A 25,913-nucleotide genomic window follows, 5' to 3' on the forward strand; every position below is an offset into this window, starting at 1 on the left:
CGCCGTAAACCCCTTTATCTCGAAGCCGAGCCCTCTCATGGAAATGGAAAAGCTAGTGTCGCTTTGCAAGCGACGCGGATTTCTCTTTCAATCCTCCGAAATCTATGGAGGAATCAACGGCTTTTGGGACTACGGCCCGTTGGGGGTCGAGCTAAAGCGGAACGTCAAAGATGCTTGGTGGCGCGACATGGTCAGCGGGCACGACGATCTATCGACCATGCCCGGAGCCCCCCAACCGTACGAGATGACCGGTCTCGACTGTACGATCATCATGCACCCTCAGGTCTGGAAGTGCTCTGGCCACTACGACCTGTTTCATGACTATATGGTCGATTGTCGCGCCTCGAAAAAGCGTTACCGGCATGACCAGGTGGTCGGCCGCTGGGTTGAAGCAAAGGGACAAAAGATCTTCGCGACCGCGGGATCGGACTCGGATCAGCCGGAAGCCGACATCGAGCGGAACGCGCTGAAGTTCTTTGGACTGCGAACCAAGCAGGCCGAACAGCTATCGTGGGACGGAGCGATGGTTTCGCTGACTACGGTCGACGACTTTGCTCAAGTGTTAGGGCCTGACGCGAAAGAGTTGGGAACGCTGACTGAGCCGCGCGAATACAACCTGATGTTCAAGACGACGGTTGGCGCGCTGGGAGGAGAAGAAAACTCGGCTTACCTGCGACCAGAAACGGCTCAAGGGATCTTTGTCAATTTTAAGAACGTGGTCGATAGCTCGCGGGTCCGCATTCCGTTTGGGATCGCCCAGGTCGGCAAAAGCTTCCGCAACGAGATCACGCCGCGGAACTTTACATTCCGTTCGCGCGAATTCGAGCAGATGGAGATCGAGTTCTTCTGCCATCCAAGTTCGTCGGCTGATTGGTACACCTATTGGCGCAATCGTCGTTTTCAGTGGTATCTGGACATGGGATTGGCCGGCGACAAGCTGCGTCTACGCGAGCATCATCACGACGAGCTAAGTCACTATTCGACCGGAACGGCCGACATTGAGTATGCATTTCCGTTTTTGCCAGCCGGTGAATATGGAGAACTAGAGGGAATTGCGCATCGGGGAGATTTTGATCTCCGCAGCCACATGGAAGGTAAGCTCGATCCCAACAGCAATCCGTTGACGCTAGAACTGGATGCGAACGGCAAGCCCAAGCATCGCGGCAGCGGCAAGGACCTGACCTACCGTGACGATCTGACCAACGAACGCTTTACGCCGCATGTGGTGGAGCCGTCGGCCGGAGCCGATCGGGCGACGCTCGCCTTTTTGTGCGAAGCCTACACCGAAGACGAAGCCCCCGACGAAAACGGGAAAATGCAATCGCGGGTGGTGATGAAACTGCACCCGCGGATCGCACCGATCAAAGCGGCGGTCTTCCCGCTGGTGAAGAAAGATGGCATGCCCGAGATGTCTCAAGACATCTATCGTGCATTGAAGAAGAAGTTCAACGTCTTTTACGACGAAAAAGGGGCGGTCGGTCGCCGCTACCGGCGCCAGGATGAAGCTGGAACGCCGTTTTGCATCACCGTGGACGGGCAGTCGATCACCGACGGAACAGTGACGATTCGTCACCGGGACACGCTCGAACAATGGCGCGTGAAACAGGATGATGTTGTCGCTGAGATCGACAAATTAATCAGCGGCTAGTTTCGGCGCCATGCTCTTGGATCGAAAAGACTGTTAAGAGCATGACGCAGAAAACTTAGCTTGTGACGTTGGATCAGGATCGTTGCCTACGATCCTTGCCGCACCGCTACGCCGCTTTCCGCCAAGGTGGTGCTAATGTGGGGATGCGGCGCGATGGCTGGGCGTCCATTCGAGGCCTTTGTCACCAGCTTCGAGATCTTGATGTCGGCCAGTTGCTGACGCATTGCGATCGTGACGCTGGCCAACGCTTCTTTCAGATTTTCTTGGAAAGATGAATCGACTTCGCTCTCGATCGGCAAGCGGGAGTCCATCGGACCATCGATCGCTTCGATGATTTCTAGCAGCGAAATCTGCTCGGCCGGACGCACCAGCGTGTACCCGCCGTCGACTCCGCGTGTGCTACGCAAAATGCCGTGGGTGACGAGGTTGCGCAAAACCTGCAATAAAAAACGTTCTGGCATATCTCCCTTGGCGGCAAGTTTGCTGCAGGGAACTGGGCTGGAAGAGTCGGTTTCCGCTAGCTGGAGGGTCGCTTGCAGTGCGTAAGCGACGGTTCGCGAAAGTTTCATGGGATCGCCCCTTTGTTGGGAGGTGAAGACTCCCGTGCGCATGATGAGAAGAAATTGACAATGGTCCGATGTCATGACTGGCCAAAGTGAGGGCATTGACCAGAACTTCTACGGGACAGCTGATAATTTACTGGAAATTATCACAATGTCAATAAATTATGCTTACACTACTTGCTGGGGATCGCCCTTACTTGGGGATTGCGTGGTTTTATCCGCCGCTGGCTGAAGAAATGCGTGAATAAGCAGCAATGCGGCCCCACAAACTAAAAAGCTATCGGCGATATTAAAATTTGGCCACCGATAATTGTAAGAGCCGGCTGTCAGCAAAATCCAGTCGCGAACCGCCCCTTGGTCCCAGTGGCCGAAGCCGTGATACAGGCCAAGTCGGTCATATAAATTACCGAAGATGCCTGCGGTGACGCTTCCCAGGGCGATTGTCAGCCAGAGATCGCTCGCCGCTCTGCCGATGAAGAGCCAGTAGATGATCCCTATCGCCGCAAGGACTGAAAAACCGGCAAAAATCGGCGTTCCGCCCTGCCCTAGCCCGAACAATGCACCGTGGTTGAGCGAGGTTTCAAATCCAACGTAGTTTTCGATCAGCCAATAGATCCGCAGCGGTCCAGACTCTTCACGCTCGATCAGCGGAAAATTGGCGGCGGCCTGAAAAACAGCATGTTTGGACCACAGATCCAGCAAGCACCCGGCGATCGCGAGGGTGAAAAAGATGACGTAGCGGTTGCGTCCGACAGTCACTTGCTGCTGCGAAGGGACTTTCGGGGCGTCAAATGCGTTCTCGCTGGTTGGCACAGTCAATGCAAAGCGGGGTGTAAGGAATCGCGTGAAGTCGCGGCTTTTTGATTCGTCCGCCGCATTCGACGCAAGCACCATACACGCCGGACTCGATTCTGGCCAGTGCGTCTTGGATCAGGTGCAGCGTCCCTTCCTCGGCCGCCAGCATGTTGAGCGTAAATTCTTGCTCGTAATTGTCGCTACCGATGTCGGCCATGTGGATCGGCATACTGGAGAGGTCGCCAGAGGCCTCGCTCCGGGTTTTGCGAAGCGCCGATTCGGTCAGTTGTGAGACGTCGCCCCGCAGGCGAGCGCGTAACGCTTGTAATACAAGGCGAAAAGGCTCGGCGTCGGCTGGTTTGAGCGAGTTTTTTTTCGCTTCCGAAGGGCTCGTGGGCATTGCCGTGGAACTCCGTCGATGTGGTTGAAAGCCCCCTTATTCTAACGGGACTGATTTCACCGCGTCAATTTTTGCTTCAACTTCGTATTTTCTGGGCCTTGCGGCAGTGGGATCTCGCCTTGATAGGCATCGTTTGCTCCAATAGACTGGGCGTACTGTTTACTGCACAAAAAGCCTTTCATAGTAAGTAATTAGCCACGTGGCCGACGCTCCCTCCGCATTTCAAAAATGCCTCTCGCCCGACTGTGGGAAAACCTACGACCTCGGCCAGGTGCTGGTCGCTTGTCCCGCATGCGGCGAGCTGCTTGACGTCAAGTACGACTGGGATCAGGTAAAGCCCCCAAGTAGTTGGAAAGATATCGAAGCCAACTGGGCACGCCGCAACAACCGGCTCAACTTTAGCGGCGTCTGGCGCTTTCGCAGTCTCTTCCCTTACGCGACTGACGAGCAGATCGTGACGCTGGGCGAAGGGCAAACGTTGCTACAGCAGACCGATAAAGTCGGCCAGTACGTCGGACTCGACTCGGGCAAACTTCATCTTCAGTACGAAGGGATGAATCCTTCCGGCAGTTTCAAAGACAACGGTATGACCGCGGCGTTTACGCATGCTCATATCGTTGGCGCCAAACGGGCTGCGTGCGCTTCAACCGGCAACACCAGCGCCTCGCTCGCGATGTACTGCTCGGTCACGCAGTTGATGAAAGCAGTCATCTTTATCGGGTCGGGTAAGATCTCGTACGGTAAGCTGTCGCAAGCACTCGACTATGGTGCGCTCACGTTGCAGATCGTGGGTGACTTTGATGACGCGATGGCGCGGGTGCGTGAAGTGACCAAAGACCTGGGGATCTACCTGGTCAACAGCGTCAATCCCTTTCGCTTGGAAGGTCAGAAGTCGGTGATGTTCCGCGTGCTCGAAGCATTGAACTGGGAACCGCCTGATTGGATCGTCGTGCCGGGCGGAAATCTGGGAAACTCCAGCGCCTTTGGTAAAGCGTTCGCCGAACTTAAAGAACTGGGCCTGATCTCGAGAATTCCGCGATTGGCTGTCATTAACGCTTCTGGCGCGGACACGCTCGACCAGCTTTACAATCATCACGGGCTCCGCTGGAACGACGGACATTTTGATCAGGACCTGATCGACGGTTACTACCGCAACATGGACCAAACCGGCGCCAAAGCGTCGACGTTGGCCAGTGCGATTGAGATCAATCGTCCGGTCAATCTGACGAAGTGCCTGCGAGCGCTGCACGACTGCGATGGAGTGGTCCGTCAGGTGAACGATCAAGAGATCATGGACGCCAAAAGCCAAGTCGGATCAGGCGGCATGGGATGCGAACCGGCCAGCGCCGCAAGTGTAGCCGGCGCCAAGATGTTGCGTGAAGAAGGAATCATCGCTCCGAGCGATCGTGTCGTCTGTATTCTGACAGGGCATCTGCTGAAAGATCCCAACGCAACGGTCGCCTATCACACGACCGACCAAGATTACTTCAATGAAGTGCTCGGTAGTCGCGGGGTGAAACGAGCGGCGCACGCCAATCGCGCGGTCGCGGTTAAAAACGAGCTTGAAGATATCGTCCGAGCGATTCAGCTTTACGGTTAAACATTCTGGTCAGCCATCATTCTGGGGTCTGGAGATCTTTCCGCTCCAGTGGAGTTTAAAAGCAATGAGCGCACCGCGTGTGGTGATCAGCGGCGCCGCTGGTCGAATGGGACAGCGTTTGATCGCGCTGGGGCATCAGAACCCCGGCATTCAACTTGTCGCCGCTTTGGAGCATGCAGGCCAACCCCGGCTGGGCGAAGATGCTGGCGCAATCGCCGGCGTCGGTCCGATCGGTTTGCCGCTCTCTTCTAAGCTGGATGTCGCCGCCGATGCGTTGATCGATTTTTCGGTCCCGGCCGGCGCCGAGCGCGCGATCAATCAGTGCGTCGAACACAAGATCGCCCTCGTGATGGCGACCACTGGTTTGACCGATGACCACAAAGCGATGCTGCAAGCCGCGTCGGAAAAAATCGCCGTCGTCTGGGCGCCCAGCATGAGCCTGGCCGTCAACCTGACGATGAAGCTGACCGAGATCGCCGCCGCCGCGCTCAAAGATTATCCCTCTGGCGCCGACGTCGAAATTGTGGAGCGACATCATCGCTTCAAAGAAGATTCACCCAGCGGGACGGCGCTCAAGTTTGGCGAGATCGTTGCATCGCAAATGGGGCAAACCAAAGCAGCTCATGGGCGTGAAGGCCGTCCCGGCGAGCGGCCGCATGACGAGATTGGCTATCACGCAATCCGCGTCGGTGACAATCCCGGCGAGCATACGATCATCTTTGGCCTGATGGGCGAAACGATCGAGCTGACCGTTCGGGCCAGCAACCGTGATTGCTATGCCAACGGAGCACTCAAAGCGGCGCAATTCGCCGCCGGCAAACCGGCCGGGCTTTATACCATGGCCGACGTCCTGGGACTTTAAATGGCGAAGTGCGACGAAGGCTACAACTGCGAAGTATGCGGTCGACCGGTCGAGAAGCTGACCGAGAGCGACCTCTATCTGCGATACGTCATCGGGATGCTGGATCCAGAAGTATTGCACACAACGCCAGAACGCCATGTTCGCTGCAATCCTGTCTTGGCCCAGTTTATTGTGCATTCCAACTTTGCTCCGGTTACCGCTGACGGCGACTTCGCCAAAGCAAATCTTGATCCAGAGTTTGTCGCCCAGCGCGAAGAACTGGCGACTCGCGGATACGAGCGATTGTTGGAGCTGGTGCAAGTAAATTTGCCAATTGTCGACTATCCTTTGCCCGAAGTGCGCGCCAAGCATGCGGAGGACCGCGGCGAGTAAAATGCTCTGTATTTAGCGCACAGAATCTACAAGCAGCGAAGCGAAGGATCAGGCATAATGAAAGATCGCATTTGGTCTTTCACATCTTCATCTTCAGCTTCGCCGGAGGGTCGCTTGAACGCCCCCAGTCCATTGCCGCGCCGTCAATTTGCCAGTGACAACTATGCAGGCGTCATCCCCGAAGTCTGGGAAGCGCTGGAACATGCCCGGTTTGGACATGCGACGGCATACGGTGAAGATCCTTGGACGGCTCGCGCGTCGGACCTGTTACGCGAATTCTTTGAGACCGATTGCGAAGTTTACTTTGTCTTCAACGGCACCGCCGCCAATTCGCTGGCGCTGGCTGCGCTTTGCAACTCGTACCACAGCGTCATTTGTCACGCTTTGGCTCACGTCGAAACCGACGAATGCGGCGCCCCTGAGTTCTTCTCGAACGGGACCAAAGTGCTGCTCGCCGAAGGCGCCAACGGCAAGATTGATCCGGCTTCGGTCGAGAACATCGTGAATCGTCGCAAAGACATTCATTATCCCAAACCGCGCGTCCTGAGCGTCACTCAATCGACCGAAATGGGAACCGTTTATCAGCCCGACGAAATGGCCACGCTGTGCGACACGGCGAAGCGACATAGTCTGCGACTGCACTTGGATGGCTCGCGGCTTTCTAACGCATTGGCAAGTCTCGGCGGTTCGCCGGCCGATTGCACTTGGCGATTGGGGATCGACGTGCTTTGCTTCGGGGGGACCAAAATCGGCATGCCGGTCGGCGAAGCAGTCGTCTTCTTCAACAAAGCGCTGGCTCATGAGTTTGAATATCGCTGCAAGCAGTCAGGACAACTCGCGTCGAAAATGCGGTTCCTTTCCGCTGCCTGGATCGGTTTGCTGGAAACCGGCGCCTGGCTCAAGCACGCGCAAAACGCCAACGCTTGTGCGGCGGCGCTGGCCAAAGGGGTTGAGTCAATCGCAGGTCTTTCGCTGATCGCGCCGGTCGAAGCCAACGCATGTTTCGTGCAAATGCCAGAGAACGTCGCAACCGGGTTGCGTAATCGAGGCTGGAAGTTCTACACGTTCATCGGCAACGGCGGAGCAAGATTTATGTGCTCGTGGGATACGTCGATGGAAGATGTCAACGCGCTGGTGGAGGATCTTCGCGAGCTGTCATAACACCATAAAATCGGCAAGCCAATTTCTTTTCTTCGTAGCCCGTTGCGCAAGCGAGGGAAATACGCTTGGCTATTCGAATGCGGTTTGAAGTAGCCGGCTGCATTTCCCTCGCTTGTGCAACGGGCTACGAAGAGAAAACGCCGGAGCTTATGAGTTCTTTGCCGCCAGCGCAATCGCTCCATGCACCACGACTAACTCTCCCAATGCCGCTGGTACAATCGCATAGCTATCGGCCAGCGGCGGAAAGACGAATCGTCGCACTTGCGCGCGTAGGGGCGCGAAGAACAGCTGATCTCCCATCAGCGAAACTCCCCCGCCGATCACGATGATTTGCGGCGCGATCAGGGTGATTACTTGGGCGATCGCCCAGCCTAATGCCTGCGTGCCGTGTTCCAAGATGTCACGAGCTAGTTCGTTGCCGTCGGCGGCTGCTTGGCCGATAAGCTTGGCAGTGAGCTGATCGAGATCGTGATCGCAACGGAGCAGCAAGTCGCGGGCAAACTCGTCACTGGTTTGATCGGTGGTGGGATTGCGGTTACGGGCGAGCGAGAGCGAACGAGACACGTCTCCCATCAGTCGCGAGCGTGCTTCGGCGGCCAGGCCCCAACCACTGGCGATCGACTCGACGGTGATCTCTGGACGATCGGCGTGGATGCCGGGTCGCAAGTGACCGATTTCAGCGATCGCAGGCCGATCAGCGCCAAACGGTTGCCCTTGATAGACGAAGCCTCCGCCGACACCGGTGCCGACGGTGACATAAAAGACGCTGCCTGCGCCCTGCCCTGCTCCGTGCGAAGCTTCGGCCAACGCGGCGGCGTCGCAGTCATTGCAAATCGAAGTCGGTAGGTTGAACGTCTTCTGGCACCAATCTTTCAGCGGAAAGCGGTCCCAGCCTTCGATCTGATGGCTCTTGGCGATGACGCCGGTTTGCGGATCGACTGGGCCGCCGAAACCGACTCCAATCCCCTGTGCAGCGTTCTTTTGCAATAGGCGATGCCCGGCGGTTTCGATCTGATCCAGAATACCGATCGCACCGCGCTCAGGCTGCACGTCCATTCGCTCTAGCGCGATCAGATCTTGGCCCCGCTCGCCGAGGGCGACTTGCAGTTTGGTTCCGCCGATCTCGATTCCGAGGAACATGAAAACCTCGTCTCCTCGGGCTGCAAAATTACGAAGCGGCGTATCTTCCGACGTGATTGATGCGAGCGAAGACGTCGTTCAACACCCAGTGGAACAAGCAGAGGTGAATGCTCTCGACCATTCCCATGTCGTCGGTCGGCACATGCAGACTGTGTTGCGCTAGCTCTTTTAGTTTGCCGCCGCTATAGCCAGTGAGGCCGATGGTTTGCAGGCCGTGACGATTGGCCCAGTCGACGGCGTTTAGCACGTTGCCGCTGTTGCCCGATCCGCTGATCGCAATGACCACGTCCCCTTCGCCGCCATAGTTCATTAGCTGCTGCAAAAAGATTTGGTCATAATGCAGGTCGTTGCCGACCGCCATCAACCAACCGGCGTTGTCAGTCAGGCTGAGGACTTTTAAACGTTTGCGTGATTCATCGCTCAGGTCTTTTTCGTGCAGCGTGCTTTTACCCAGATCTTCGGCCATGTGACTGGCAGTTGTGCCAGATCCGCCGTTGCCAAAGATGTAGACCCACTTGCCGTTTTCCCAGGCTTGATAAATAAGATCGGCCCAGTTTTGCAGCGCGGCCTGATCGACTTTGGCGATCTCGGTTTGCAATCGGGTGACGTATGCGGACGTATCTAAATGGGCGCCAAGCATGAGAGCGTTTACTCTAAATCTTCGCTGGGAGGATGATAAAAAATTGCGACCGGCAGCATGATCAGCACGGTAAATGCGAACAAATAGCAGCGCGGCCAATCGAAATTTATCAGGATTTTGTCGAACAGGCCATAGAGAACGCCTGAGAGCAAGATCGCGACCCAGTTGGCCCGACTCATCTCGGCGATCACTTCCCCTTTTTGCGACAGCGGGGCTTTGGCTTGCAAATAAACCTGAATCGGCACCGAGAACATCCCGGTACAGGCGCCCAAGATAACTAGCACCGGTAGGCTCCCCCAAAAACCAAGCAGATGACCATGCTGCTGACCCGGCAGCGCCAACAGCGCCAAAGACGCGCTGATTCCCCAGGCTCCGATCTGCACGATGCGGAAGTCGATGCGGTTTTTCGACATCAAGCCGGCGATCATGCAGCCGAGCGCGATGCCGACGCCGATCAGCCCATTCATGATGCTGGTTTTCGTATCCGAGAGATCCAGTTGCAGCTTGCCCAGCGAGTTAACAGACTGTTGCACCACCCCGGCGCAGAGCCAAAAGATACAGGACGCCAACAGCGCTTTCAGCATCCGCGGTTGGGCGCGAAACAGTTTGATCGCGCTCGGTGGTACGGTGCAAGAGCCGACGGTTAGCTTGGCGTTGGGCTTCGATGGTTTGGTCTTACGCACCAACAGCGACGTCAACGTACCGACGATCGCGATCCCGACGCAAATCGCCGAACCAATCCAAAGCTGATCCCTAAGTTGATCTCGCAAGATGCCGGCGGCGACGGTGCCAAAGATGATCGCCAGGAAGGTGGTCATCAAAAAGATGCCGTTTGCTTTCGGCAAATCATGTTCGTGCAGCGTCTCGGGCAAGATGCCATATTTGGCCGGTCCGAAAAACGTACTTTGGGCGCCCATCAAGAACAGCACTGCGAACAAACCGGCGAAGCCGAACATGTCGAAGTACCAAAAGCCGATCACGCCCAACAGCATTGCGGCGATCTCGGCCACCTTCGAGAGGATAATGACCGTCGTCTTTGAGTATTTATCGGCCAGAAAGCCGGCGGGGCCTGCCAGCAGCAAGAAGGGGAGCGAGAAGAGGATCATCGCCGGCCCTTGCAGGTCTTGCCCTTTGCCATCAATGACTTGGCTGACGCCCATCAGCAGCAACAACTGCTTGAAGACGTTGTCGTTAAATGCGCCAAAGAACTGCGTAACCGTCATCCCCCAAAAGCTGACGTCGCGTGAGAGCGGCGGCAGGCCGGTTGGATCTGGGTGCGCGGAAACTTCCTGTTGAAGATCGGTTAACGGTGGTTCAAAGCCTTCCAGCGATTTATTCATGCGGGCATTATGCGAAAACCGGCCTTGTGGGGATAGGCGAAATGCGCAAGGAAAAAGCGTTCCTCAAGAAGAGGGACGCTTTTTTCGTGGTTTACTCTCTGGCGAAGCGAGACTATTCGGGGGTCTCGGCCAGTTGGATCAGGCCACCTTGTTCGGCCGCCATCACGCGAATTTCTTCGGTGATCTTCATCGAGCAATACTTCGGACCGCACATGCTGCAAAAGTGAGCGCTCTTGAAAGTATCCTGCGGCAGCGTTTGATCGTGATAGGCTTTGGCCGTCTCTGGATCCAGCGAAAGACGGAACTGCTCGTTCCAGTCAAAACCAAACCGAGCCCGGCTGAGTGCGTCGTCGCGATCTTGGGCGCCTGGTCGCTTGCGGGCGACGTCGGCAGCGTGGGCCGAGATCTTGTAGGCGATCACCCCTTGCTTGACGTCTTCGTTCTCGGGCAAGCCCAAGTGCTCTTTGGGAGTCACATAGCACAACATCGCGGCGCCGTGCCAACCGGCCATCGCGGCGCCGATGGCGCTGGTGATGTGGTCATAACCGGGAGCAATGTCGGTCACCAGCGGACCTAGCACGTAGAACGGAGCCCCGTCGCAGATTTCCTGCTGACGTTCCATATTCATCTGGATTTGGTCGAGCGGGATGTGGCCTGGTCCTTCGACCATGACTTGGGTGCCCAGCTCACGACCTCGCATGGTGCATTCGCCCAGCACGTCGAGTTCGGCAAACTGCGCTTCGTCAGAAGCGTCCGCGATCGAACCGGGACGCATGCCGTCGCCCAGGCTCCAGGTAACGTCGTACTGACGCATGATTTCGCACAGATCGTCAAAATGCGTCAGCAACGGGTTTTGCTTGCGGTGAGCCATCATCCATTTGGCGATCAGCGAACCGCCGCGGCTGACGATACCGGTCACGCGGTGGGTCGACAGATGAAGATGCTCTAGCTTGATGCCGCAGTGGACGGTCATATAGTCGACCCCTTGCTTGGCTTGGTGCTCGACCATGTCCAAGAAGTGTTGCGGGCGCATATCTTCGATCGTACCGCCTAGCTCTTCGAGCATCTGGTAGATCGGCACGGTGCCGATCGGGACTGGACTAGCGTCGATGATTTTTTTGCGGATGTTGTCGATGTCTTTGCCGGTCGACAGGTCCATCACGGTGTCGGCGCCAAAGTGAACCGCGGTGTGCAGCTTGGTTAGCTCACCATCGCTGTCGCTAGTGACCGCCGAATTGCCGATGTTCGCATTGATTTTGCAGGTAGTCGCCAAGCCGATTCCCATCGGTTCGAGCTTGCCGGCCAAGTGAACTTTGTTCGCAGGAATCACCAGTCGCCCAGCTGCGACTTGGTCGCGAACCAGCTCGGCGCTGATATTTTCGCGCTTCGCGACAAACTCCATTTCGGGGGTGATATTGCCTGCACGGGCCTGAAGCAATTGCGTGGTCATCGTTACCCAATCCTTGCTGCGGCGCGCCTAGCGCCCAAATGAAAAGCTATACTCGTCGAGTCGTAACCGGAAGCAGCGTTTCGACTTCGGTTGAGAGTCCATCGTATCGGGCCTAGCCCGAAGGTGTCAATCTGGCGTAATAGCAACGAACTCGTCGAATTGGCCGATTTTACAGAGTTTTCAGGTATTCGAGCACCGCTCGTTTTTCTTCCGACGTTAACTCGTCGGGATAGTCGTGACCGGCGGCACTTTTGCCGTACCGTCGCGTGTCAAAATAGTCACGCTTCTCGTCACGCCGTTTCACGCTCGCCGGGAGCGAGTCAAGCTCTTGGACCGTCAAGCCGCCACGCTGTTGGTCATACTCGCCGCTGGTCCGCTGCCAAACAATGGGCCGCTTGGTCGGATTCAGCATGTGCCACAGCGTGGGGACTGCGCCGTTGTGCAGATAGGGCGGCGAGGCCCAGACGCCTCCCAAGTGGGGCGCGACGTAGCCAGCAGGATCGTCCACCGTCTTGGCGCCGCGATTGTAATCGTTGAACCAGCTATCGCCGTAAAATTTGCGATCCGTCGGCGAGAGTGCTTCGTAGCGAACCGGATCGGTGCCGATCTCTGCGATATCGATCAGAACCGAGGGATACTGCTCGCCTGCTTCATATTTCCCGTGACACTGGGCACATGTTTTTTCAAACGCGATGCGCCCCTGCTCTGCTAAGGGACGATCGATTTCGTAGGGATACTTGGGGGGCTCTAGCGATTGTAAGTAAGCATAGACATGCTCGAAATCTGCTTGCCAACCGCGGAACCTTTCGGGGCCATTTTCACGGGCCAAAGCGAACTGCATTAACCCTTTGCTGCTTTTCGGTGCAAACGCATCGCAGTAGATGTAGTCCTTGGCGGCAAAGTTCCACCACGCTGGCGCATCCATATCGTGGTGTTTGGTCGGCGGAAATCCGGCGGCACGGTGGACATTCAGGTCGGCGTCTCGAAAGCTCATCAAGATCACGCCAAACATGACCGCATTGGTCGTCCCGTTGGTTCCCCCCAGCGGAACCAGGGCCGAGCCATAGTCAGAAGTCAGCAGTTTTTTACCGAGCAGGATTTTTGCGGTTCGAATGTCATCGGCCAACGTTTGCATCGCATAACGATGATTGGGGGCGCCAGGCATCACCTGGCCGGCCACTTCTCCCCCATGGCAAGTAAAACAATTGGGGGTCCAGTTGCCATCGTCTCCCACAACATACTGTAGCGGCTTGTCAGGATTGTCAGGCCGCGGTGTGAGCCCGTAGCGCTCATAGGCCATTTTTCGGCGTTCTGAGGGCGAAGCTTTCTCGGCCAACTCCTTCAGATCTTGGGGCCACGCGCGCCACGTGTTTTCAAACGTCTCCTGGTCCCAATAAGGGGAGATCATCGGCGTATCGACAATAAACTGATACCCCTTGGCCGGATCACCAGCGTGAGTCAGCGTACCGCTACATAAAAGTAGAACCAGGGGAATCCAGTGAAGCTTCATACCGATGACCATAACGCGCAGACGATCTCCCAGATCCGAACCGCAAAGAGGCTTGAATTATAACGAGCAGGGGAAAAAAGCGGAAAGCGGAAAGCAGGCTGGACTGGACCACCGCGTTTGTTGCTCAGCGACCGAGTGGACTCAGGCTGCGGTTTTTTTTCGTCAAGACGCTCCGATCTCTGCTTCGGTGTCTTACCCAGCTTGACTTGCTCCGGGGGTTTTTAGGCTTACCCGCTCTACTTCGTGAATGGTTTCACAATGTGGACTGGATCGCGCTGAAATTTTTCTTGGGGGGACCGACGGGCCAGACGGTTTATCGTTCGTCTTCTAAACGAAGTTGCTTGTGTTGTTTTGGGTTGTTTGCGAGGCATGGACTGTCTCGGTCCGTTGATCGGATAATTGGGGTTCGGTTGTCCTGGAACGGTAGGTAACGCACTCTCCCCGTTTCCGCTTTTGACAGGAATTTGTGCGATCGATCCTCATGACCTGCATCATGTTGAGGACACCGGTCACTGTCACTTGTTCGGCATTTGCGGCAGAGAAGACGGAACCATCTTTGGCCGAGGTGAACAGGAGCAAACTTCGGCCGCAAAATTACTCGGGCCGCAAAATTATGGTCTAGCGCTAGGTCGCGCAAGCGTCTGATTTTATTCGTCTGACTTGCAACCCATTTCGCTCTCGCGCCCTTACGAATCTAATCGCGGGCTTGTTTGGGCGAGACTTCCCCTTTTGCTTTGGCATCAAGATGCATGGGGCGCTGGCCAAACGGCAGATTGATGCCCAGGTGGGCCAATGAGGCGAACAGGACGCCGGAGAAAAAGACCTCGTCTAGATTTCCGACGATCGGGAGATTGTCGGGAAGCTCGAACACGCCCATGGTGATGTTCGAGAGATAAATTACCGAGACAATCAACCCCGCAATGGCCGTGCTTGTCGAAGCATAACTTCGTTCATAGGCCATTGGTCGACTCCGTAGCTCGTGGAATTGGTGGATTTTCGGATCTGTTGTCACTATTATATCGCGCCGCTGATGTTCTGCCTGCAAAATCAATCGGTAGCGCAAGCAAGTGAGGTATTCGAGGTAGAATTCGCTTGCTTTACCCACCCCACCTTGCGACTCGCTTGGTTGCGGTAAACTGCATCTTTTTGGGCGGTGTGACAAGCTCGTGGACAAAGCGGAACTAATCATCATCGGCGGCGGCGCTGCCGGTCTGATGGCGGCGATCTGGGCCGCGCGGACCAATGCCGATCGCCGGATTGTGGTGCTGGATGGCGCGGCGCGGTTGGGAGCGAAAATCTTGATTGCCGGCGGCGGGCGCTGCAATGTGACTCATTACCAGGTAGCAGCCGACGATTTTTGCGGAGGAAGTCGCAACGCGATCAAAAAAGTGTTGGCCCGGTTTCCGGCTGAACAAACGGTCGAGCTGTTCGCCGAGTTAGGCGTTCGCCTAAAACGCGAAGAGACTGGCAAGCTGTTCCCCACCACCGATCGCGCCCAAACGGTATTGGATGCGCTAATCAACGAGACGCGGCGGCTGGGCGTTTCGATCTTAACCAAACGGCGCGTCACGCGACTGGCCCGCCAAGCGGATGCGTCGTATGCCGTCAGCGGCGAGTGGGGCGAGGTCATGGCCCCGCATGTGATTCTTGCCAGCGGCGGCAAAAGCGTTCCCAAGACCGGCTCAGACGGTTACGGCTGGGAACTGGCCAAGCGGCTGGGGCATACACTGACGCCGCGGATCTTTCCGGCGCTAGTTCCGCTGGTCGCAGCAGATGAATGGCGCCCGAAAGAATTGTCAGGCGTCAGCCTTCCGGCCGAGCTCTCGGTGCATAGCGCCACCGGCAAACGGCTGAGAAGCGCGACTGGCGATCTATTGTTTACGCATCGCGGACTTTCGGGCCCGGTGGTGCTTGACATTAGTCGGCACTATTTAAATGCGATTGAAGAGGACGGTGCGACGCAGTTGCGCGCCAATTGGCTGCCTGGCGAGCAGAGTGAAATGCTCGATGCACAGCTGCAATCGCTGGGTGCGGCCTTCGTGCGAAAATATCTGCGCGAGAAGCTGCCAGCGCGATTGGCCGATCTGTTGTTGGAGCTGGCGGAGATCGATTTTGAACGAACCGGCGATCAACTGGATCGAGCGGCTCGGCAGCGGCTGGTCAAACTGACGACGGCGATGGAAACGCCGATCGTAGGAAATCGAGGATTCGCCGTTGCCGAAGCGACGGCCGGCGGCGTGCCGCTGGATCAGATCCAGTTGAAGACGATGGAGTCACGCATCGCGCCGGGGTTGTTCTTGTGCGGAGAAATCTGTGATGTCGATGGGCGGATCGGCGGTTTTAACTTCCAGTGGGCGTGGTCAAGCGGGCACATCGCGGGGGTTTCGGCTTAACGCAGCGAATGCCAAAGAAGCGTAGCCGTTACAACCGTTGCGAGCGGCAGATACTAAGCGGCAAATGCCAGGGGAAAGCGAAAGCCAGAGGCGAAACACGACATATCATTGCACTAGGTTCTTTGCGTTTAGGTCGCTTGCGTTATGACGGCGAGCAGCTGATGCGCTAAGAGAGGATCGTGACTCATCGGGGTAAAGGAGAGTAAGCCAACATGTCGGTGGCGACGCTCAAAGTATTGAATGAAGAGGCGTTGGATATATTGATCCAGCGGATTGATGAGGTCTCTTCCCTGCCCCAAATCGCCATCCAAGCGATGGAGATCGCCAGCGCCGAAAGCTCGAGCGCTTCGGATCTGACCGAGATCGTAGAATGCGACGTCGCTTTATCGGCGCGGGTAGTAAAGCTTGTTAATTCTTCGGCCTTTGGACTGCGTAACAAAGTCACCAACCTGCAGCAGGCGATCGCCTACTTGGGGATGAAGCAGGTACGCAACCTGGCGATCACGGCGAGTGTTAGCGAGCTATTTTTGGGAGGCGATCAGATCGGCAGCTATAGCCGATCGGGTTTGTGGGAACATATGGTCGCCGTCGGCATTGCGGCCCGAATGTTCGCCAAAAAGCATCGGATCGGCGATCCAGAAGATGCGTTCATCGCCGGGCTTCTCCATGATCTGGGAATTGTCGTTCTGGATCAATTTCTGAATACGCGATTTGCGATGATGTTAAGCGCAATCTCGTCGCAACAAGTGCAGGTCCGCTGGGAACAGCAATACTTTGGTTTTGATCATACCCAGTTCGGCGAGCGAATCGCGCGGCACTGGAAGTTTCCGGAACTGGTGATCGACACGATTCGATACCATCATATGGCCGGCGTCTATCGAGGCCCCTATTCTCAGATGATCAAAGCGGTCGAGATGGGAAACATGGCGATGACCGAAGTCGGAATTACTTCGCTGGGCGGCAAGTACAATCGATTATCAATGGCCGCACTTAACAGCTTCGACATGACAATCGGCGATCTGTCACGCTTTGCCGAAGAAGTGAAAGTCGAACTAGTGAAGTATCACGACTGGCTGGTCCCGTAGCCCGGGATTCTTGGAACGTTCGCGACGAAACTGATTTTTGCTGCTTGTGATTGCAACTGCATCACAGGCACGATACTCGGTATTTCTCGACGCAATCGCATGGGATCTATGCGACCGGCTGATGTGATAGAATATTGTCTAGCGTAAATGACATATTGCGTATTTGGGTCGGCGAAGTTTGGTTGCAGTGATGGCTGACGCTGCCCATTTGTTAGAATGCCTGTTTTTCTATTCCCTTCATCGGACTCTGATTCATGATTTGTTCTGTTCGTCTGTTGTTGTGGAGCGTTTTGCTATGGTCGGTGGTTGGATGCATGCCAAAAGAAACGCCGGTTGTGAAGCACGAAGAGTTTCCCTTGGATCCGCCGGTGATCGAGCGCTTAACGAAGCTGGGAGCAAAGGTCTCTCGCTCCAGCAAAGGTGAGCCGATCGGCATGGATTTGAGTCGCGTGATTGCGACCGATGTTGATTTTCGTGGCTTGGGCGAAGCGGTGACGCTGCATAAGCTGTCGCTGCAGGATGTAGGACTGACCGATGCTTCCGCAGTCGAACTGGAGAAGTTGAAAAATCTGCAGTCGTTGGATTTACGGGGAGTCTTGATCACCCGCGAATCGCTGCAGTCGATCGGAAAATTGACCCAGCTCGAACGGCTGTTGTTTCGCGGGCAAGCGATTCAAGACGCCGATCTAGAGCAGCTTGCGCCGTTGACCAATCTGAAGCTGTTAGGGCTAGATGAGACCGAGGTCTCGGCCGCTGGCCTCAGTTACTTGCAGGATTCCGCGGCCTTAAAAGAGCTGTTCCTGTTTAAAACGCCGACCATTGACGAGGATCTGGCCGTTTTGACAAAATTTCCGGCTTTAGCAAAATTGCGGCTTCGCGGTACCAAGGTCAGCGGCAAAGGGATGGCCGACTTGGCGAAGATTGGGACGTTGGTTGATCTGGATGTCAGCGAAACGGATGTGGATGACGCCGGCGCCGCCGAGATCGCAAAGCTGTCAAATTTGACCAGCCTGAATCTGTGGAAGAGCAAGGTCACCGACAAGTCGCTGCCTGAACTGGCCAGATTAACAGCGCTGGAGCGGCTCAATCTGGATGCGAACAATCTGACCGACGCCAATCTGTCCGAGTTGGCTGCAATGCCAAATCTAAGATGGCTTCACTTGGGCTCAACGGCGGTTACGGACGCTGGAATCCTCGAACTGGCGAAATCGAAATCGCTGGAGACTTTGATTGTGACCCGCACGAAAGTAACCGATAAAGGCGCCGCCGCGTTTGCCGCGATCGCGCCCCAGATCAAGCTGCAACATATCTATCAGGTCCAAGAGTAGCGGGGCGCCGTTTAGCGGAATCGTTAATACCGTTACGATCGCCCTGTTTCTGCCGGTGTTGCGCAGTGAGAATCCCCTGAGGATTCTCACGAGAACCCCCAGTAGCAGAGGTTCACCGCAAAATCGAGATAGTCGTTGGCCTAAAACGATTTGCGAAAATTGCATGCTATAGTTGCGGTGATGCCAGAGAGATTGCCTGGCAGAGACAAAATCGCTTCTCATGGAAAGTAGCTCGTCGTTCGCCCATGCCATCACTCGATACAATTTCAGAAAAATTGAGCGGATCCGTCCGCGATGTGATGACGGTCAAAGTGCATACCGCCACGGTGGGTACGCATGTAAAGATCGTTGCCGGCTTGATGGCGCGCCACAACCTTCGCCGGATTATCATCGTCGATGATAAGAAGCGGGTGATCGGCGTCGTATCGCAGCGCGATGTCGTGCGATCCATGATGAAGCCAGAAGAGCCGGACGAGCTGCCGCGAGAGATTCAATCGTTGATCACCCGCGAGCGCCCCGTGACCGTCTCGCCGGATGTGCCGCTGGCCAAAGCGGCGCTGGTTTTGGCGACCAACAAAATCGGCTGCTTGCCGGTGGTGGGGCTTCGACAAGAGCTGCGTGGCGTGTTGAGCACTTCTGACTTGATCATGCACTTGGCCGACGTGCAGGAAGGGGAAGTCGAAAACTCGTTTCGCATGTACTCTCCGCTGACCGAAGCGAAAGTCCGGATCCCCGCCTACATTCGCAAAGTGAACGGCGACCTGGTGATTCCGATGAACAATATCAAAAATCGGAAGGCGCGGCTTGATCGCGTCGTGCTGGGATACGATCCGCCCAGCTCACGCATTTTGGTCAAGTTTGTCCGCGGTACGGTGGAAGACGCCATTGCTACGAAGATTGCCGATAACAACCTAGTCATTCCGGCGCATGGATTCGTGCGGCACTTTGACCTGATCGGCAAGTCGGCGGCGTTTGACGTGGCCGATCACAACGACAGCAAGTTTTTAGTGCTTTCTCCGCGCCTGGCCGGCGATAATGTCGCGCCGGCCGCTGGCTCCACGTAGCACGCAGTGTGGACCTTCGAGGTCGAGCTTCGACATCGAGCTTCGACATCGAGCTTCGACACGGTGGCCGATCAATTACGACTTCTCGTCGGGATCGTAACCCAGGTTTGGCGCGAGCCAACGTTCCATCTCGGCCAAGGTGCAGCCTTTTCGCCGCGCGTAGTCGGCTACTTGTTCGTGCGTCATCCGGTCGACGGCAAAATAGCGTGACTGGGGATGTCCAAAGAAAAGGCCCGAGACGCTTGCCGCCGGCATCATCGCCAAGCTTTCGGTCAACTCAATGCCGGCGTTGGTTTGCGCTTGCAGCAATTCAAACAGCAACTTCTTTTCGGTATGGTCAGGTTGAGCCGGATAGCCGGCGGCTGGGCGAATCCCGCGGTACTTCTCGGCGATCATCTCTTCTTTCGAGAGGTTCTCGTCTGCTCCAAATCCCCAGTCGCAGCGAGCTTTGGCGTGCAGCCATTCGGCGAACGCTTCGGCCAGTCGATCGGCCAAGGCCTTGGTCATGATGGAGTTGTAGTCGTCGTAATCCACGTCAAATTTGGATGCGAGCTCCTGACAGCCGATTCCGGACGTAACGGCGAATCCGCCGAGATAATCTTTGCGACCTGATTCGATCGGCGCGATATAGTCGGCCAACGCGCGGAAGTCTTTTTGTCCCGGACGTTCCCATTGTTGTCGCAACGTGTGCATCCGGCCGATCTCGGTTTGACGCGACTCGTCGCTATACAGCACGATGTCATCGCCATCGCTATTGGCGGGCCAAAATGCGTAAACGCCGTTGGCGGTAAACAACTCCTCAGCAATGATCTTGTCGAGCAGCGTGTTGGCGTCGTCGTACAGTTTTTTCGCTTCAACGCCGACATAGGGATCGTCAAAGATTTTGGGGAACTTCCCTTTGAGCTCCCACGACATGAAAAACGGGGACCAGTCGATGTACTCGCGCAGTTCGGCCAGCGAGACCTTGGGCAGCGTCCGCAAGCCCAGGAAACTGGGAGTCCGAATATCGACGCTCTCCCAGTCCGTAGCAAACTTGTTGCGGCGCGCGTGGTCCATTGAGACCAGCTTCACCTCTTGCCGTCGCTTGTAGGAAGTGACCAGGTCTTCTTGCAGCTTTTTGTTCTTCTCTAAAAACTCGGCTCGCATTTCGTCACTCAACAAGCGATCCACAACGCCGACGCTCCGCGACGCGTCCAGCACATGAACCGTCGTTCCGCTGTAAGCAGGAGCGATTCGAACTGCGGTATGCTTGGCGCTGGTCGTGGCGCCGCCGATCAGCAGTGGAATGGTAAACCCGGCCGCTTCCATCTCTTTGGCGACGTGGACCATTTCGTCCAAGCTGGGCGTAATTAGGCCCGAGAGGCCGATCGCGTCGACGCCATGTTTTTTGGCGGCGGCCAAAATCTTGTCGCACGAGACCATCACGCCCAGGTCGATCACAGAGTAATTATTGCAACCCAGGACCACGCCGACGATGTTCTTGCCGATATCGTGGACGTCTCCTTTGACGGTCGCCATCAAGATGGTTCCGCGCACATCTTGGGCTACTTCGCCGAGCGCGATCTTCTCTTCTTCCATGATCGGCAGCAGATAGGCGACCGCTTTTTTCATGACGCGGGCGCTTTTAACTACCTGGGGCAAAAACATTTTACCGGCGCCAAACAGGTCGCCGACAATGTTCATCCCGTCCATCAGCGGACCTTCGATAATTCGCAAACAGCGATCATAGTGCTGGCGCGCTTCCTGGGTATCTTCGACGACGAACTTATCGATCCCTTTGACCAATGCGTGCGCTAGACGTTCTTGGACCGATAATTCACGCCACGAGAGATCCTCGACTGCTGCGCTGCCGCCTGCTTTGCGATCTTTGACCGATTCGGCATAGTCGACCAAACGTTCGGTCGAGTCGGCGCGACGGTTGAAAAGGACGTCTTCAATCAGTTCGCGAAGTTCTGGCGCGACATCGTCATAGACCGCCAATTGGCCGGCGTTGACGATGCCCATATCGAGGCCTGCTTTGATCGCGTGGTATAAGAACACGGCGTGAATCGCTTCTCGCACAAAGTCATTGCCGCGGAACGAGAACGAAACATTGCTGACGCCGCCAGAGATCTTGGCGCCGGGGCAAACTTGTTTGATCTCGCGACAAGCTTCGATAAAGTTGACCGCGTAGTTGTTATGCTCTTCGATCCCGGTGGCGACGGTCAAAATGTTGGGGTCAAAGATGATGTCGCTCGGCAGAAAGCCGACTTCATTGACTAGCAGGTCGTAGGCTCGCTTGCAGATCTGGACTTTGGGATCTTTTTCGACGGCTTGACCGGTTTCGTCAAACGCCATCACGACGACGGCGGCGCCATAGCTGCGGACTAGTCGCGCCTTAGCCAGAAAGTCGGCTTCGCCCTCTTTGAGGCTGATCGAATTGACGATCGGTTTGCCTTGCACGCAGCGAAGCCCCGCTTCGATCACCGACCATTTCGAGCTGTCGATCATGATCGGCGCTTTGCAGATATCGGGCTCGGCGGCGATGAGATTTAAAAATCGAGCCATCGCCGCTTCGCCATCCAGCAAAGCGTCGTCCATGTTGATGTCGATCACGTTGGCGCCGCTGTTGACCTGCTCCAGCGCCACAGCGATTGCTTCTTCGTACAGTTCTTCGCGGATCAAGCGGGCAAAGCGGCGTGAGCCGGTGACGTTGGTCCGTTCGCCGATCATCGTAAAGTTCGAGGTCGGCAGGATCGTCAGCGCTTGCTGCCCTGACAGTCGCGTGAAGTCGGGCGGAGTCGAGCGAACGCGAGGCGCTTTGTGCTCGACCGCGTCGGCGATCGCTTTGATGTGAGCCGGCGAAGTGCCGCAGCAACCGCCGACGATGTTCAGCCAACCGTTATCGGCGAAGGTGACCAGCGTGGCGGCCATCTGTTCTGGCGTTTCGTCGTACTCCCCAAATTCGTTCGGCAAGCCGGCGTTGGGGTGACAACTGATATAGGCGGGCGAGATCGACGCGAGCTCTTGCACATAGGGCCGCATCTTATCGGCGCCCAAGGCGCAGTTGACCCCGACGCTGAGCAGCGGAAAGTGAGCGACCGAGTTCCAAAACGCTTCGACCGTTTGGCCGCTGAGCGTGCGCCCACTCTCGTCGGTGATCGTCACCGAGGCCATGACCGGCAAGATCACGTTGTTGTCGCGGAAATACTTCTCGATCGCAAACAAGCAGGCTTTTAGATTGAGCGTGTCGAAGGTGGTTTCAGGAAACAACAGGTCTGCGCCCGCTTCGACCATCGCCGCGATCTGCACTAGGTACGAATCGACCAACTGCTGGAAGGTGACATTGCGGAAGCCGGGGTCTTCTACCTTGGGAGACATCGACGCGGTGCGGCTAGTCGGTCCGATCGAACCGGCGACAAACCGCGGCTTGTGCGGGGTCCGCTGATTGAACTCGTCAACAACTTTGCGTGCTAGCTGGATCGCTGCGACGTTGACGTCGGTCGCAAGATGAGAAAGATCAAATTCTTCCATCGCGACCGGTGTGGCGCCGAAAGTATTCGTTTCGATGATATCAGCGCCAGCTTCAAGAAACTCGCGATGGATTTGTTCGATGATGTCGGGGCGCGTCAGGCAAAGAATATCGGTAAAGTTCTTCAGGTCTTTGGTAAATCCTTGGAACTGCGCACCGCGCACCGCGTTTTCGTCCAGTTTATATTTCTGGACCATCGTCCCCATCGCTCCGTCGAGGATGAGAATCCGTTTGTCGAGTTCCTGGTAAACGAGATGCTTGCTATCAGTCGGTGTCGCGATCGCCATTCTTGGATCTTTATCAGCCGCCGGCGGCTGCCGTACGGACTTGGTCAGAGCAATGCTGTCAACAAAGGAAGATTTGTAGCCCTCTAAGTATCCCAGATTGCCATTTATGCGACAAGGTTCATCTGAAAAGCAGTTTCCGCAAAACTTCGCCTAGCCGGCAAAGTCAATTTTTCTTATCTAACGCTCAAGATCTGCAGACTCGGTACCCGATCCGAAGTGATGATGGACTAGAAATACGCCAAGATGGCGTCGAGATTGCGAAAATAGGCAAGGAAGCCACGACGATGACAAAAACAGCAACCCCCAATACTGCGGAGCAAGCAGCCCGGCTCGTTCCTGCTTTGCCTCGGGTTTTGTTGCGTATGCCTGACTTGGCGGTACTGCCAAAGTCGTCAGCCGCTCCGCTGGCCGTGGAAGCGGACATCGATCAGCAACCGCTGATTGCAGACGCTCCGCCGGTGGATCCGCCGAAAAGATCTTATCGCGTCGACGCAGCGCATCCGCCGCGGTCTCCGCACAGTTCGCACCGATCAACATCCCCGCGTCCTCCGATTGGTAAAACGCCGGCGTCCAGCGAAGCCGATGCGACCTCTCCCGCCCACCGCAAGCCGCTGTATGACGGAGTCGAAGGCCGCCGTCAGCGCATGAAAGCCGTGAAAGCGCCGGTTTGGCGAACCCGGCTCTTTTTGGCGATGATCGCCGCGGTGCTGCTGTGGGGAACGCTGCAGATTTCGTCGGGGCAACGGGGCAAAAATCCGTATCCGGCTGCTGACGCGGATGAGGCTCCGCCGTTTGAAACGGATATCCAACTGGGCGAACTGGGAACAGCCCCCGGCTTTGGGCCTGCTAGCAGCGTTCCGAGTATCGACCAGCACTCGCACGCTGAGCATTTGGACCTAGAAAAAGTAAAGCCGGAAGCGACCGCCGCGATCGATATCGCTCCTCCGCTGCAAAGCAGTGGGCGCAATAAGTCGAGCGGCGAATTTGCTCCGTTTGAAGAGCCAGCCGCTCAGGACTCGGCCAGTTTCCGAACGTCGCAGGTAAGTGGTCGAGCCGCAATTGGCCCGGCTGCCGGCGATCGCACGCAACCGCTCAGTTCGGCCGACCTGTTGCAAGGGAGCAATTCTGCGTCGCCAGAATTGATCGCTACGCGTCCCGAGGCAGCCAATCGAAGCTCGTATCCTGCTGGATCAGGCTACGATACGAGTAGTGCAAGCATGCCGACCGGCGACAATCCGGCGCAACCTCGCTATGGCGCAACCCTACCGGCCGATAGCCGCAGTGACGCCGACGCCGATTGGTGGAAAGATGAGCCTCGCGGCCCTGCCGCCGGTTCAAGTTCGCCTGCTGCTGCTCCACGATTCGAGGGAGCCATGAGTCAAGATTTGCCTCCGAATACGGCACAATTGGGAATGCCTGTAGCGGTGGAACCTAGGCGAGATGGTAGTCGTTATGGCCAACCCGCCCAGGCATCGTTCGACCCGTTTGGGGGAACGGCTCCAGTTCCTCAGCAAACCTATTTCGCACCGGGCGATCCGGCCGCGAATCGTCCGGCGCAAGCCCGACTAAATGGAAATTCTGAACCGACGACTGAATCGAGGTTTCGCTAATGAGTTCTTTGGATCGAGCCTTCATTCGTGCTTATGGACCGGAATCGCCTGTCTTGGAGGATCCGGCCTCTGAGTATGCGCGCGGAGTGCCTGTCTTTCCCGGCGGCCCGACAATCGAGCAATTGTACGATTGGCGAAAGAAGGGGCTGCGAATCGATTTACCCGAATCGCCCTCCAGCGATGGTGACCTGAATCAATCGGAACCAGCCTCTGAGCTACAGCATCCGACCGAAGAACCGCTTGCCGATTCCTCGGTTTTCGCTTCTTCAGCACAAAATACGGCCGCAGTAGCTGCCGCTGTTGATCGGATCTTGCAACGCGTGCGATCCGACCGACAAACTGCCAAGCCTGCGTCCACAAAGCTGCCAGAGCCGATAGCAAAGCCTGCCGCCGCCAAAGCGATGTCAGCAGTCGAGTCGCCAAAGGCCGACAAGTCGCCTGCCCCTAAGATTACTCCGCCGACCGGTAAGACGACTGATCGGTTGGAATGGGAAAGCATGTTGACCAAAAGCAGTTCGGCGCCGTCGACCTTTCATCCGCAATGGGAAGCGCCTCGTTTCGCCTGGCCGGCGACGATCGAGATGTTGCTAGAGCGGGGAGTCGAAGGCTTTGCCGAAGTGCGCGATCGCCTGGTAGACGTGGGCGCCCAAGGAAAAAAGGTGATTGCGGTGTATAGCTTTGCTACTGGCGAAGGTTGTACGACCCTCACGTTGTGTCTGGCGAAGCTGTTGGCCGATAGCGGTATGAAAACGGCAATTGTGGACGCCAGCGACACCAACCCAGAACTAGCGACTCGACTGGGAGTGCGTGTCGAGCATGGTTGGGAAGCGATCGCCGCCGGCGGTCCAACGGCCGAAGACGCCGCGATCCATTCGGTCGCTGACAATCTGACGCTGGCTCCTTGCTTGTCGAAGGGATCGCCCGACAAATTGGACCAGTTGCTGCAGTGCATGAAGGGGAGTTACGACATGATCTTGGTCGATATCGGCCAGATCAACGAAGTTCCGACCCGCTTTAATCAAGTCGATGCGGCGATGATCGTGCGGGATCAGCGGATCTCCGAAGACTCTCAAGTAGCGGAAGTAGTGCGGCGCTTAGGCAATGCGGACGTCTCCATTTTGGGCGTCACCGAAAACTTCGTCAGTTAGTAAACC

At 56.4% G+C, this 25,913-nt stretch carries 21 protein-coding genes; 11 read left to right on the forward strand and 10 right to left on the reverse strand.

The genetic code is table 11. The annotated features are described in order from the left end of the window. Positions 1-43 precede the first annotated feature (43 nt). The gene (locus SH421x_RS09545; RefSeq protein ID WP_488856423.1) at positions 44-1,648 is read left to right on the forward strand and encodes a glycine--tRNA ligase; all 1,605 of its coding nucleotides are present in this window, start codon (positions 44-46) and stop codon (positions 1,646-1,648) included. Between the two features lie 86 nt (positions 1,649-1,734). Here the strand turns inward: SH421x_RS09545 and SH421x_RS09550 are convergent, their stop codons facing one another. The 3 genes from SH421x_RS09550 to SH421x_RS09560 form a co-directional block, all read right to left on the reverse strand. Then, positions 1,735-2,217 carry an RrF2 family transcriptional regulator gene (locus SH421x_RS09550; RefSeq protein WP_488855231.1) on the reverse strand — a complete coding sequence of 161 codons (483 nt, stop codon included), beginning with the start codon at positions 2,215-2,217 and terminating at the stop codon, positions 1,735-1,737. 162 nt (positions 2,218-2,379) lie between these two features. After that, a complete protein-coding gene (locus SH421x_RS09555) occupies positions 2,380-3,024 on the reverse strand; it encodes a signal peptidase II (RefSeq protein WP_488855233.1) in 645 nt (214 codons plus the stop codon). Further along, positions 2,999-3,406, reverse strand: coding sequence for a TraR/DksA family transcriptional regulator (locus SH421x_RS09560; protein ID WP_488855235.1), 408 nt, complete (start codon positions 3,404-3,406; stop codon positions 2,999-3,001). Before SH421x_RS09560 ends, SH421x_RS09555 begins: the two co-directional genes overlap by 26 nt. 199 nt (positions 3,407-3,605) lie before the next feature. Here SH421x_RS09560 and thrC point away from each other — a divergent pair, with 199 nt between their 5' ends. From thrC to SH421x_RS09580, 4 genes are all read left to right on the forward strand, one after another. Further along, positions 3,606-5,006, forward strand: coding sequence for a threonine synthase (gene thrC / locus SH421x_RS09565; RefSeq protein ID WP_488855237.1), 1,401 nt, complete (start codon positions 3,606-3,608; stop codon positions 5,004-5,006). Between the two features lie 64 nt (positions 5,007-5,070). Beyond that, a complete protein-coding gene (gene dapB / locus SH421x_RS09570; RefSeq protein ID WP_488855238.1) occupies positions 5,071-5,868 on the forward strand; it encodes a 4-hydroxy-tetrahydrodipicolinate reductase in 798 nt (265 codons plus the stop codon). After that, positions 5,869-6,240, forward strand: coding sequence for a hypothetical protein (locus tag SH421x_RS09575; protein ID WP_488855240.1), 372 nt, complete (start codon positions 5,869-5,871; stop codon positions 6,238-6,240). Positions 6,241-6,297: 57 nt separating this feature from the next. Continuing rightward, positions 6,298-7,401, forward strand: a complete 1,104-nt coding sequence (locus tag SH421x_RS09580; RefSeq protein ID WP_488855242.1) for a threonine aldolase family protein — start codon at positions 6,298-6,300, stop codon at positions 7,399-7,401. A 147-nt stretch (positions 7,402-7,548) separates the two neighbouring features. On the opposite strand, the gene SH421x_RS09585 is transcribed toward SH421x_RS09580, so the two are convergent. The 6 genes from SH421x_RS09585 to SH421x_RS09610 form a co-directional block, all read right to left on the reverse strand. Then, complete coding sequence (locus SH421x_RS09585; protein WP_488855243.1) at positions 7,549-8,541, reverse strand: ROK family protein; 993 nt, start codon at positions 8,539-8,541, stop codon at positions 7,549-7,551. A 28-nt stretch (positions 8,542-8,569) separates the two neighbouring features. Beyond that, positions 8,570-9,181: a D-sedoheptulose-7-phosphate isomerase gene (locus tag SH421x_RS09590; RefSeq protein WP_488855244.1), complete on the reverse strand. Its 612-nt coding sequence runs from the start codon at positions 9,179-9,181 to the stop codon at positions 8,570-8,572. An 8-nt stretch (positions 9,182-9,189) separates the two neighbouring features. After that, on the reverse strand, positions 9,190-10,521 hold the full coding sequence (locus tag SH421x_RS09595) for an MFS transporter (RefSeq protein ID WP_488855245.1): 1,332 nt from the start codon (positions 10,519-10,521) through the stop codon (positions 9,190-9,192). A gap of 112 nt (positions 10,522-10,633) precedes the next feature. Continuing rightward, positions 10,634-11,971 carry a phosphomethylpyrimidine synthase ThiC gene (thiC, locus tag SH421x_RS09600; protein ID WP_488855246.1) on the reverse strand — a complete coding sequence of 446 codons (1,338 nt, stop codon included), beginning with the start codon at positions 11,969-11,971 and terminating at the stop codon, positions 10,634-10,636. A gap of 169 nt (positions 11,972-12,140) precedes the next feature. Continuing rightward, on the reverse strand, positions 12,141-13,481 hold the full coding sequence (locus SH421x_RS09605) for a c-type cytochrome (protein WP_488855248.1): 1,341 nt from the start codon (positions 13,479-13,481) through the stop codon (positions 12,141-12,143). A gap of 694 nt (positions 13,482-14,175) precedes the next feature. Next, positions 14,176-14,442 (reverse strand): hypothetical protein, encoded by a 267-nt coding sequence (locus tag SH421x_RS09610; RefSeq protein ID WP_488855249.1) that lies wholly within the window; start codon positions 14,440-14,442, stop codon positions 14,176-14,178. Between the two features lie 205 nt (positions 14,443-14,647). Here SH421x_RS09610 and SH421x_RS09615 point away from each other — a divergent pair, with 205 nt between their 5' ends. The 4 genes from SH421x_RS09615 to SH421x_RS09630 all read left to right on the forward strand — a co-directional run bounded on the left by SH421x_RS09615 (position 14,648) and on the right by SH421x_RS09630 (position 19,351). Continuing rightward, on the forward strand, positions 14,648-15,874 hold the full coding sequence (locus SH421x_RS09615; RefSeq protein ID WP_488855251.1) for a BaiN/RdsA family NAD(P)/FAD-dependent oxidoreductase: 1,227 nt from the start codon (positions 14,648-14,650) through the stop codon (positions 15,872-15,874). A 212-nt stretch (positions 15,875-16,086) separates the two neighbouring features. Further along, positions 16,087-16,959, forward strand: a complete 873-nt coding sequence (locus SH421x_RS09620) for an HDOD domain-containing protein (RefSeq protein ID WP_488855252.1) — start codon at positions 16,087-16,089, stop codon at positions 16,957-16,959. A 254-nt stretch (positions 16,960-17,213) separates the two neighbouring features. Continuing rightward, positions 17,214-18,287: a leucine-rich repeat domain-containing protein gene (locus SH421x_RS09625; protein ID WP_488855253.1), complete on the forward strand. Its 1,074-nt coding sequence runs from the start codon at positions 17,214-17,216 to the stop codon at positions 18,285-18,287. A gap of 275 nt (positions 18,288-18,562) precedes the next feature. After that, positions 18,563-19,351, forward strand: a complete 789-nt coding sequence (locus SH421x_RS09630) for a CBS domain-containing protein (RefSeq protein ID WP_488855254.1) — start codon at positions 18,563-18,565, stop codon at positions 19,349-19,351. 75 nt (positions 19,352-19,426) lie between these two features. Here SH421x_RS09630 and metH read toward each other — a convergent pair whose 3' ends face one another. Further along, positions 19,427-23,149 (reverse strand): methionine synthase, encoded by a 3,723-nt coding sequence (metH, locus tag SH421x_RS09635; protein WP_488855256.1) that lies wholly within the window; start codon positions 23,147-23,149, stop codon positions 19,427-19,429. A gap of 284 nt (positions 23,150-23,433) precedes the next feature. On the opposite strand from metH, the gene SH421x_RS09640 reads away from it, so the two are divergent. Together SH421x_RS09640 and SH421x_RS09645 are read left to right on the forward strand one after the other, a co-directional pair. Then, a complete protein-coding gene (locus tag SH421x_RS09640) occupies positions 23,434-24,759 on the forward strand; it encodes a hypothetical protein (RefSeq protein ID WP_488855257.1) in 1,326 nt (441 codons plus the stop codon). Then, a complete protein-coding gene (locus SH421x_RS09645) occupies positions 24,759-25,907 on the forward strand; it encodes a tyrosine-protein kinase family protein (RefSeq protein WP_488855258.1) in 1,149 nt (382 codons plus the stop codon). Before SH421x_RS09640 ends, SH421x_RS09645 begins: the two co-directional genes overlap by 1 nt. Positions 25,908-25,913: the final 6 nt, after the last annotated feature.

It is taken from the genome of Blastopirellula sp. SH421, from assembly GCF_057808535.1.

Bases quoted from the DNA above. Each gene is read 5' to 3' on its own strand.
- SH421x_RS09545 (WP_488856423.1), top strand. From the start codon at position 44: ATGGAAAAGCTAGTGTCGCTTTGCAAGCGACGCGGATTTCTCTTTCAA.
- SH421x_RS09550 (WP_488855231.1), bottom strand. From the start codon at position 2,217: ATGAAACTTTCGCGAACCGTCGCTTACGCACTGCAAGCGACCCTCCAG.
- SH421x_RS09560 (WP_488855235.1), bottom strand. From the start codon at position 3,406: ATGCCCACGAGCCCTTCGGAAGCGAAAAAAAACTCGCTCAAACCAGCC.
- dapB (WP_488855238.1), top strand. From the start codon at position 5,071: ATGAGCGCACCGCGTGTGGTGATCAGCGGCGCCGCTGGTCGAATGGGA.
- SH421x_RS09575 (WP_488855240.1), top strand. From the start codon at position 5,869: ATGGCGAAGTGCGACGAAGGCTACAACTGCGAAGTATGCGGTCGACCG.
- SH421x_RS09580 (WP_488855242.1), top strand. From the start codon at position 6,298: ATGAAAGATCGCATTTGGTCTTTCACATCTTCATCTTCAGCTTCGCCG.
- SH421x_RS09585 (WP_488855243.1), bottom strand. From the start codon at position 8,541: ATGTTCCTCGGAATCGAGATCGGCGGAACCAAACTGCAAGTCGCCCTC.
- SH421x_RS09590 (WP_488855244.1), bottom strand. From the start codon at position 9,181: ATGCTTGGCGCCCATTTAGATACGTCCGCATACGTCACCCGATTGCAA.
- SH421x_RS09595 (WP_488855245.1), bottom strand. From the start codon at position 10,521: ATGAATAAATCGCTGGAAGGCTTTGAACCACCGTTAACCGATCTTCAA.
- thiC (WP_488855246.1), bottom strand. From the start codon at position 11,971: ATGACCACGCAATTGCTTCAGGCCCGTGCAGGCAATATCACCCCCGAA.
- SH421x_RS09605 (WP_488855248.1), bottom strand. From the start codon at position 13,481: ATGAAGCTTCACTGGATTCCCCTGGTTCTACTTTTATGTAGCGGTACG.
- SH421x_RS09610 (WP_488855249.1), bottom strand. From the start codon at position 14,442: ATGGCCTATGAACGAAGTTATGCTTCGACAAGCACGGCCATTGCGGGG.
- SH421x_RS09620 (WP_488855252.1), top strand. From the start codon at position 16,087: ATGTCGGTGGCGACGCTCAAAGTATTGAATGAAGAGGCGTTGGATATA.
- SH421x_RS09625 (WP_488855253.1), top strand. From the start codon at position 17,214: ATGATTTGTTCTGTTCGTCTGTTGTTGTGGAGCGTTTTGCTATGGTCG.
- metH (WP_488855256.1), bottom strand. From the start codon at position 23,149: ATGGCGATCGCGACACCGACTGATAGCAAGCATCTCGTTTACCAGGAA.
- SH421x_RS09640 (WP_488855257.1), top strand. From the start codon at position 23,434: ATGACAAAAACAGCAACCCCCAATACTGCGGAGCAAGCAGCCCGGCTC.
- SH421x_RS09645 (WP_488855258.1), top strand. From the start codon at position 24,759: ATGAGTTCTTTGGATCGAGCCTTCATTCGTGCTTATGGACCGGAATCG.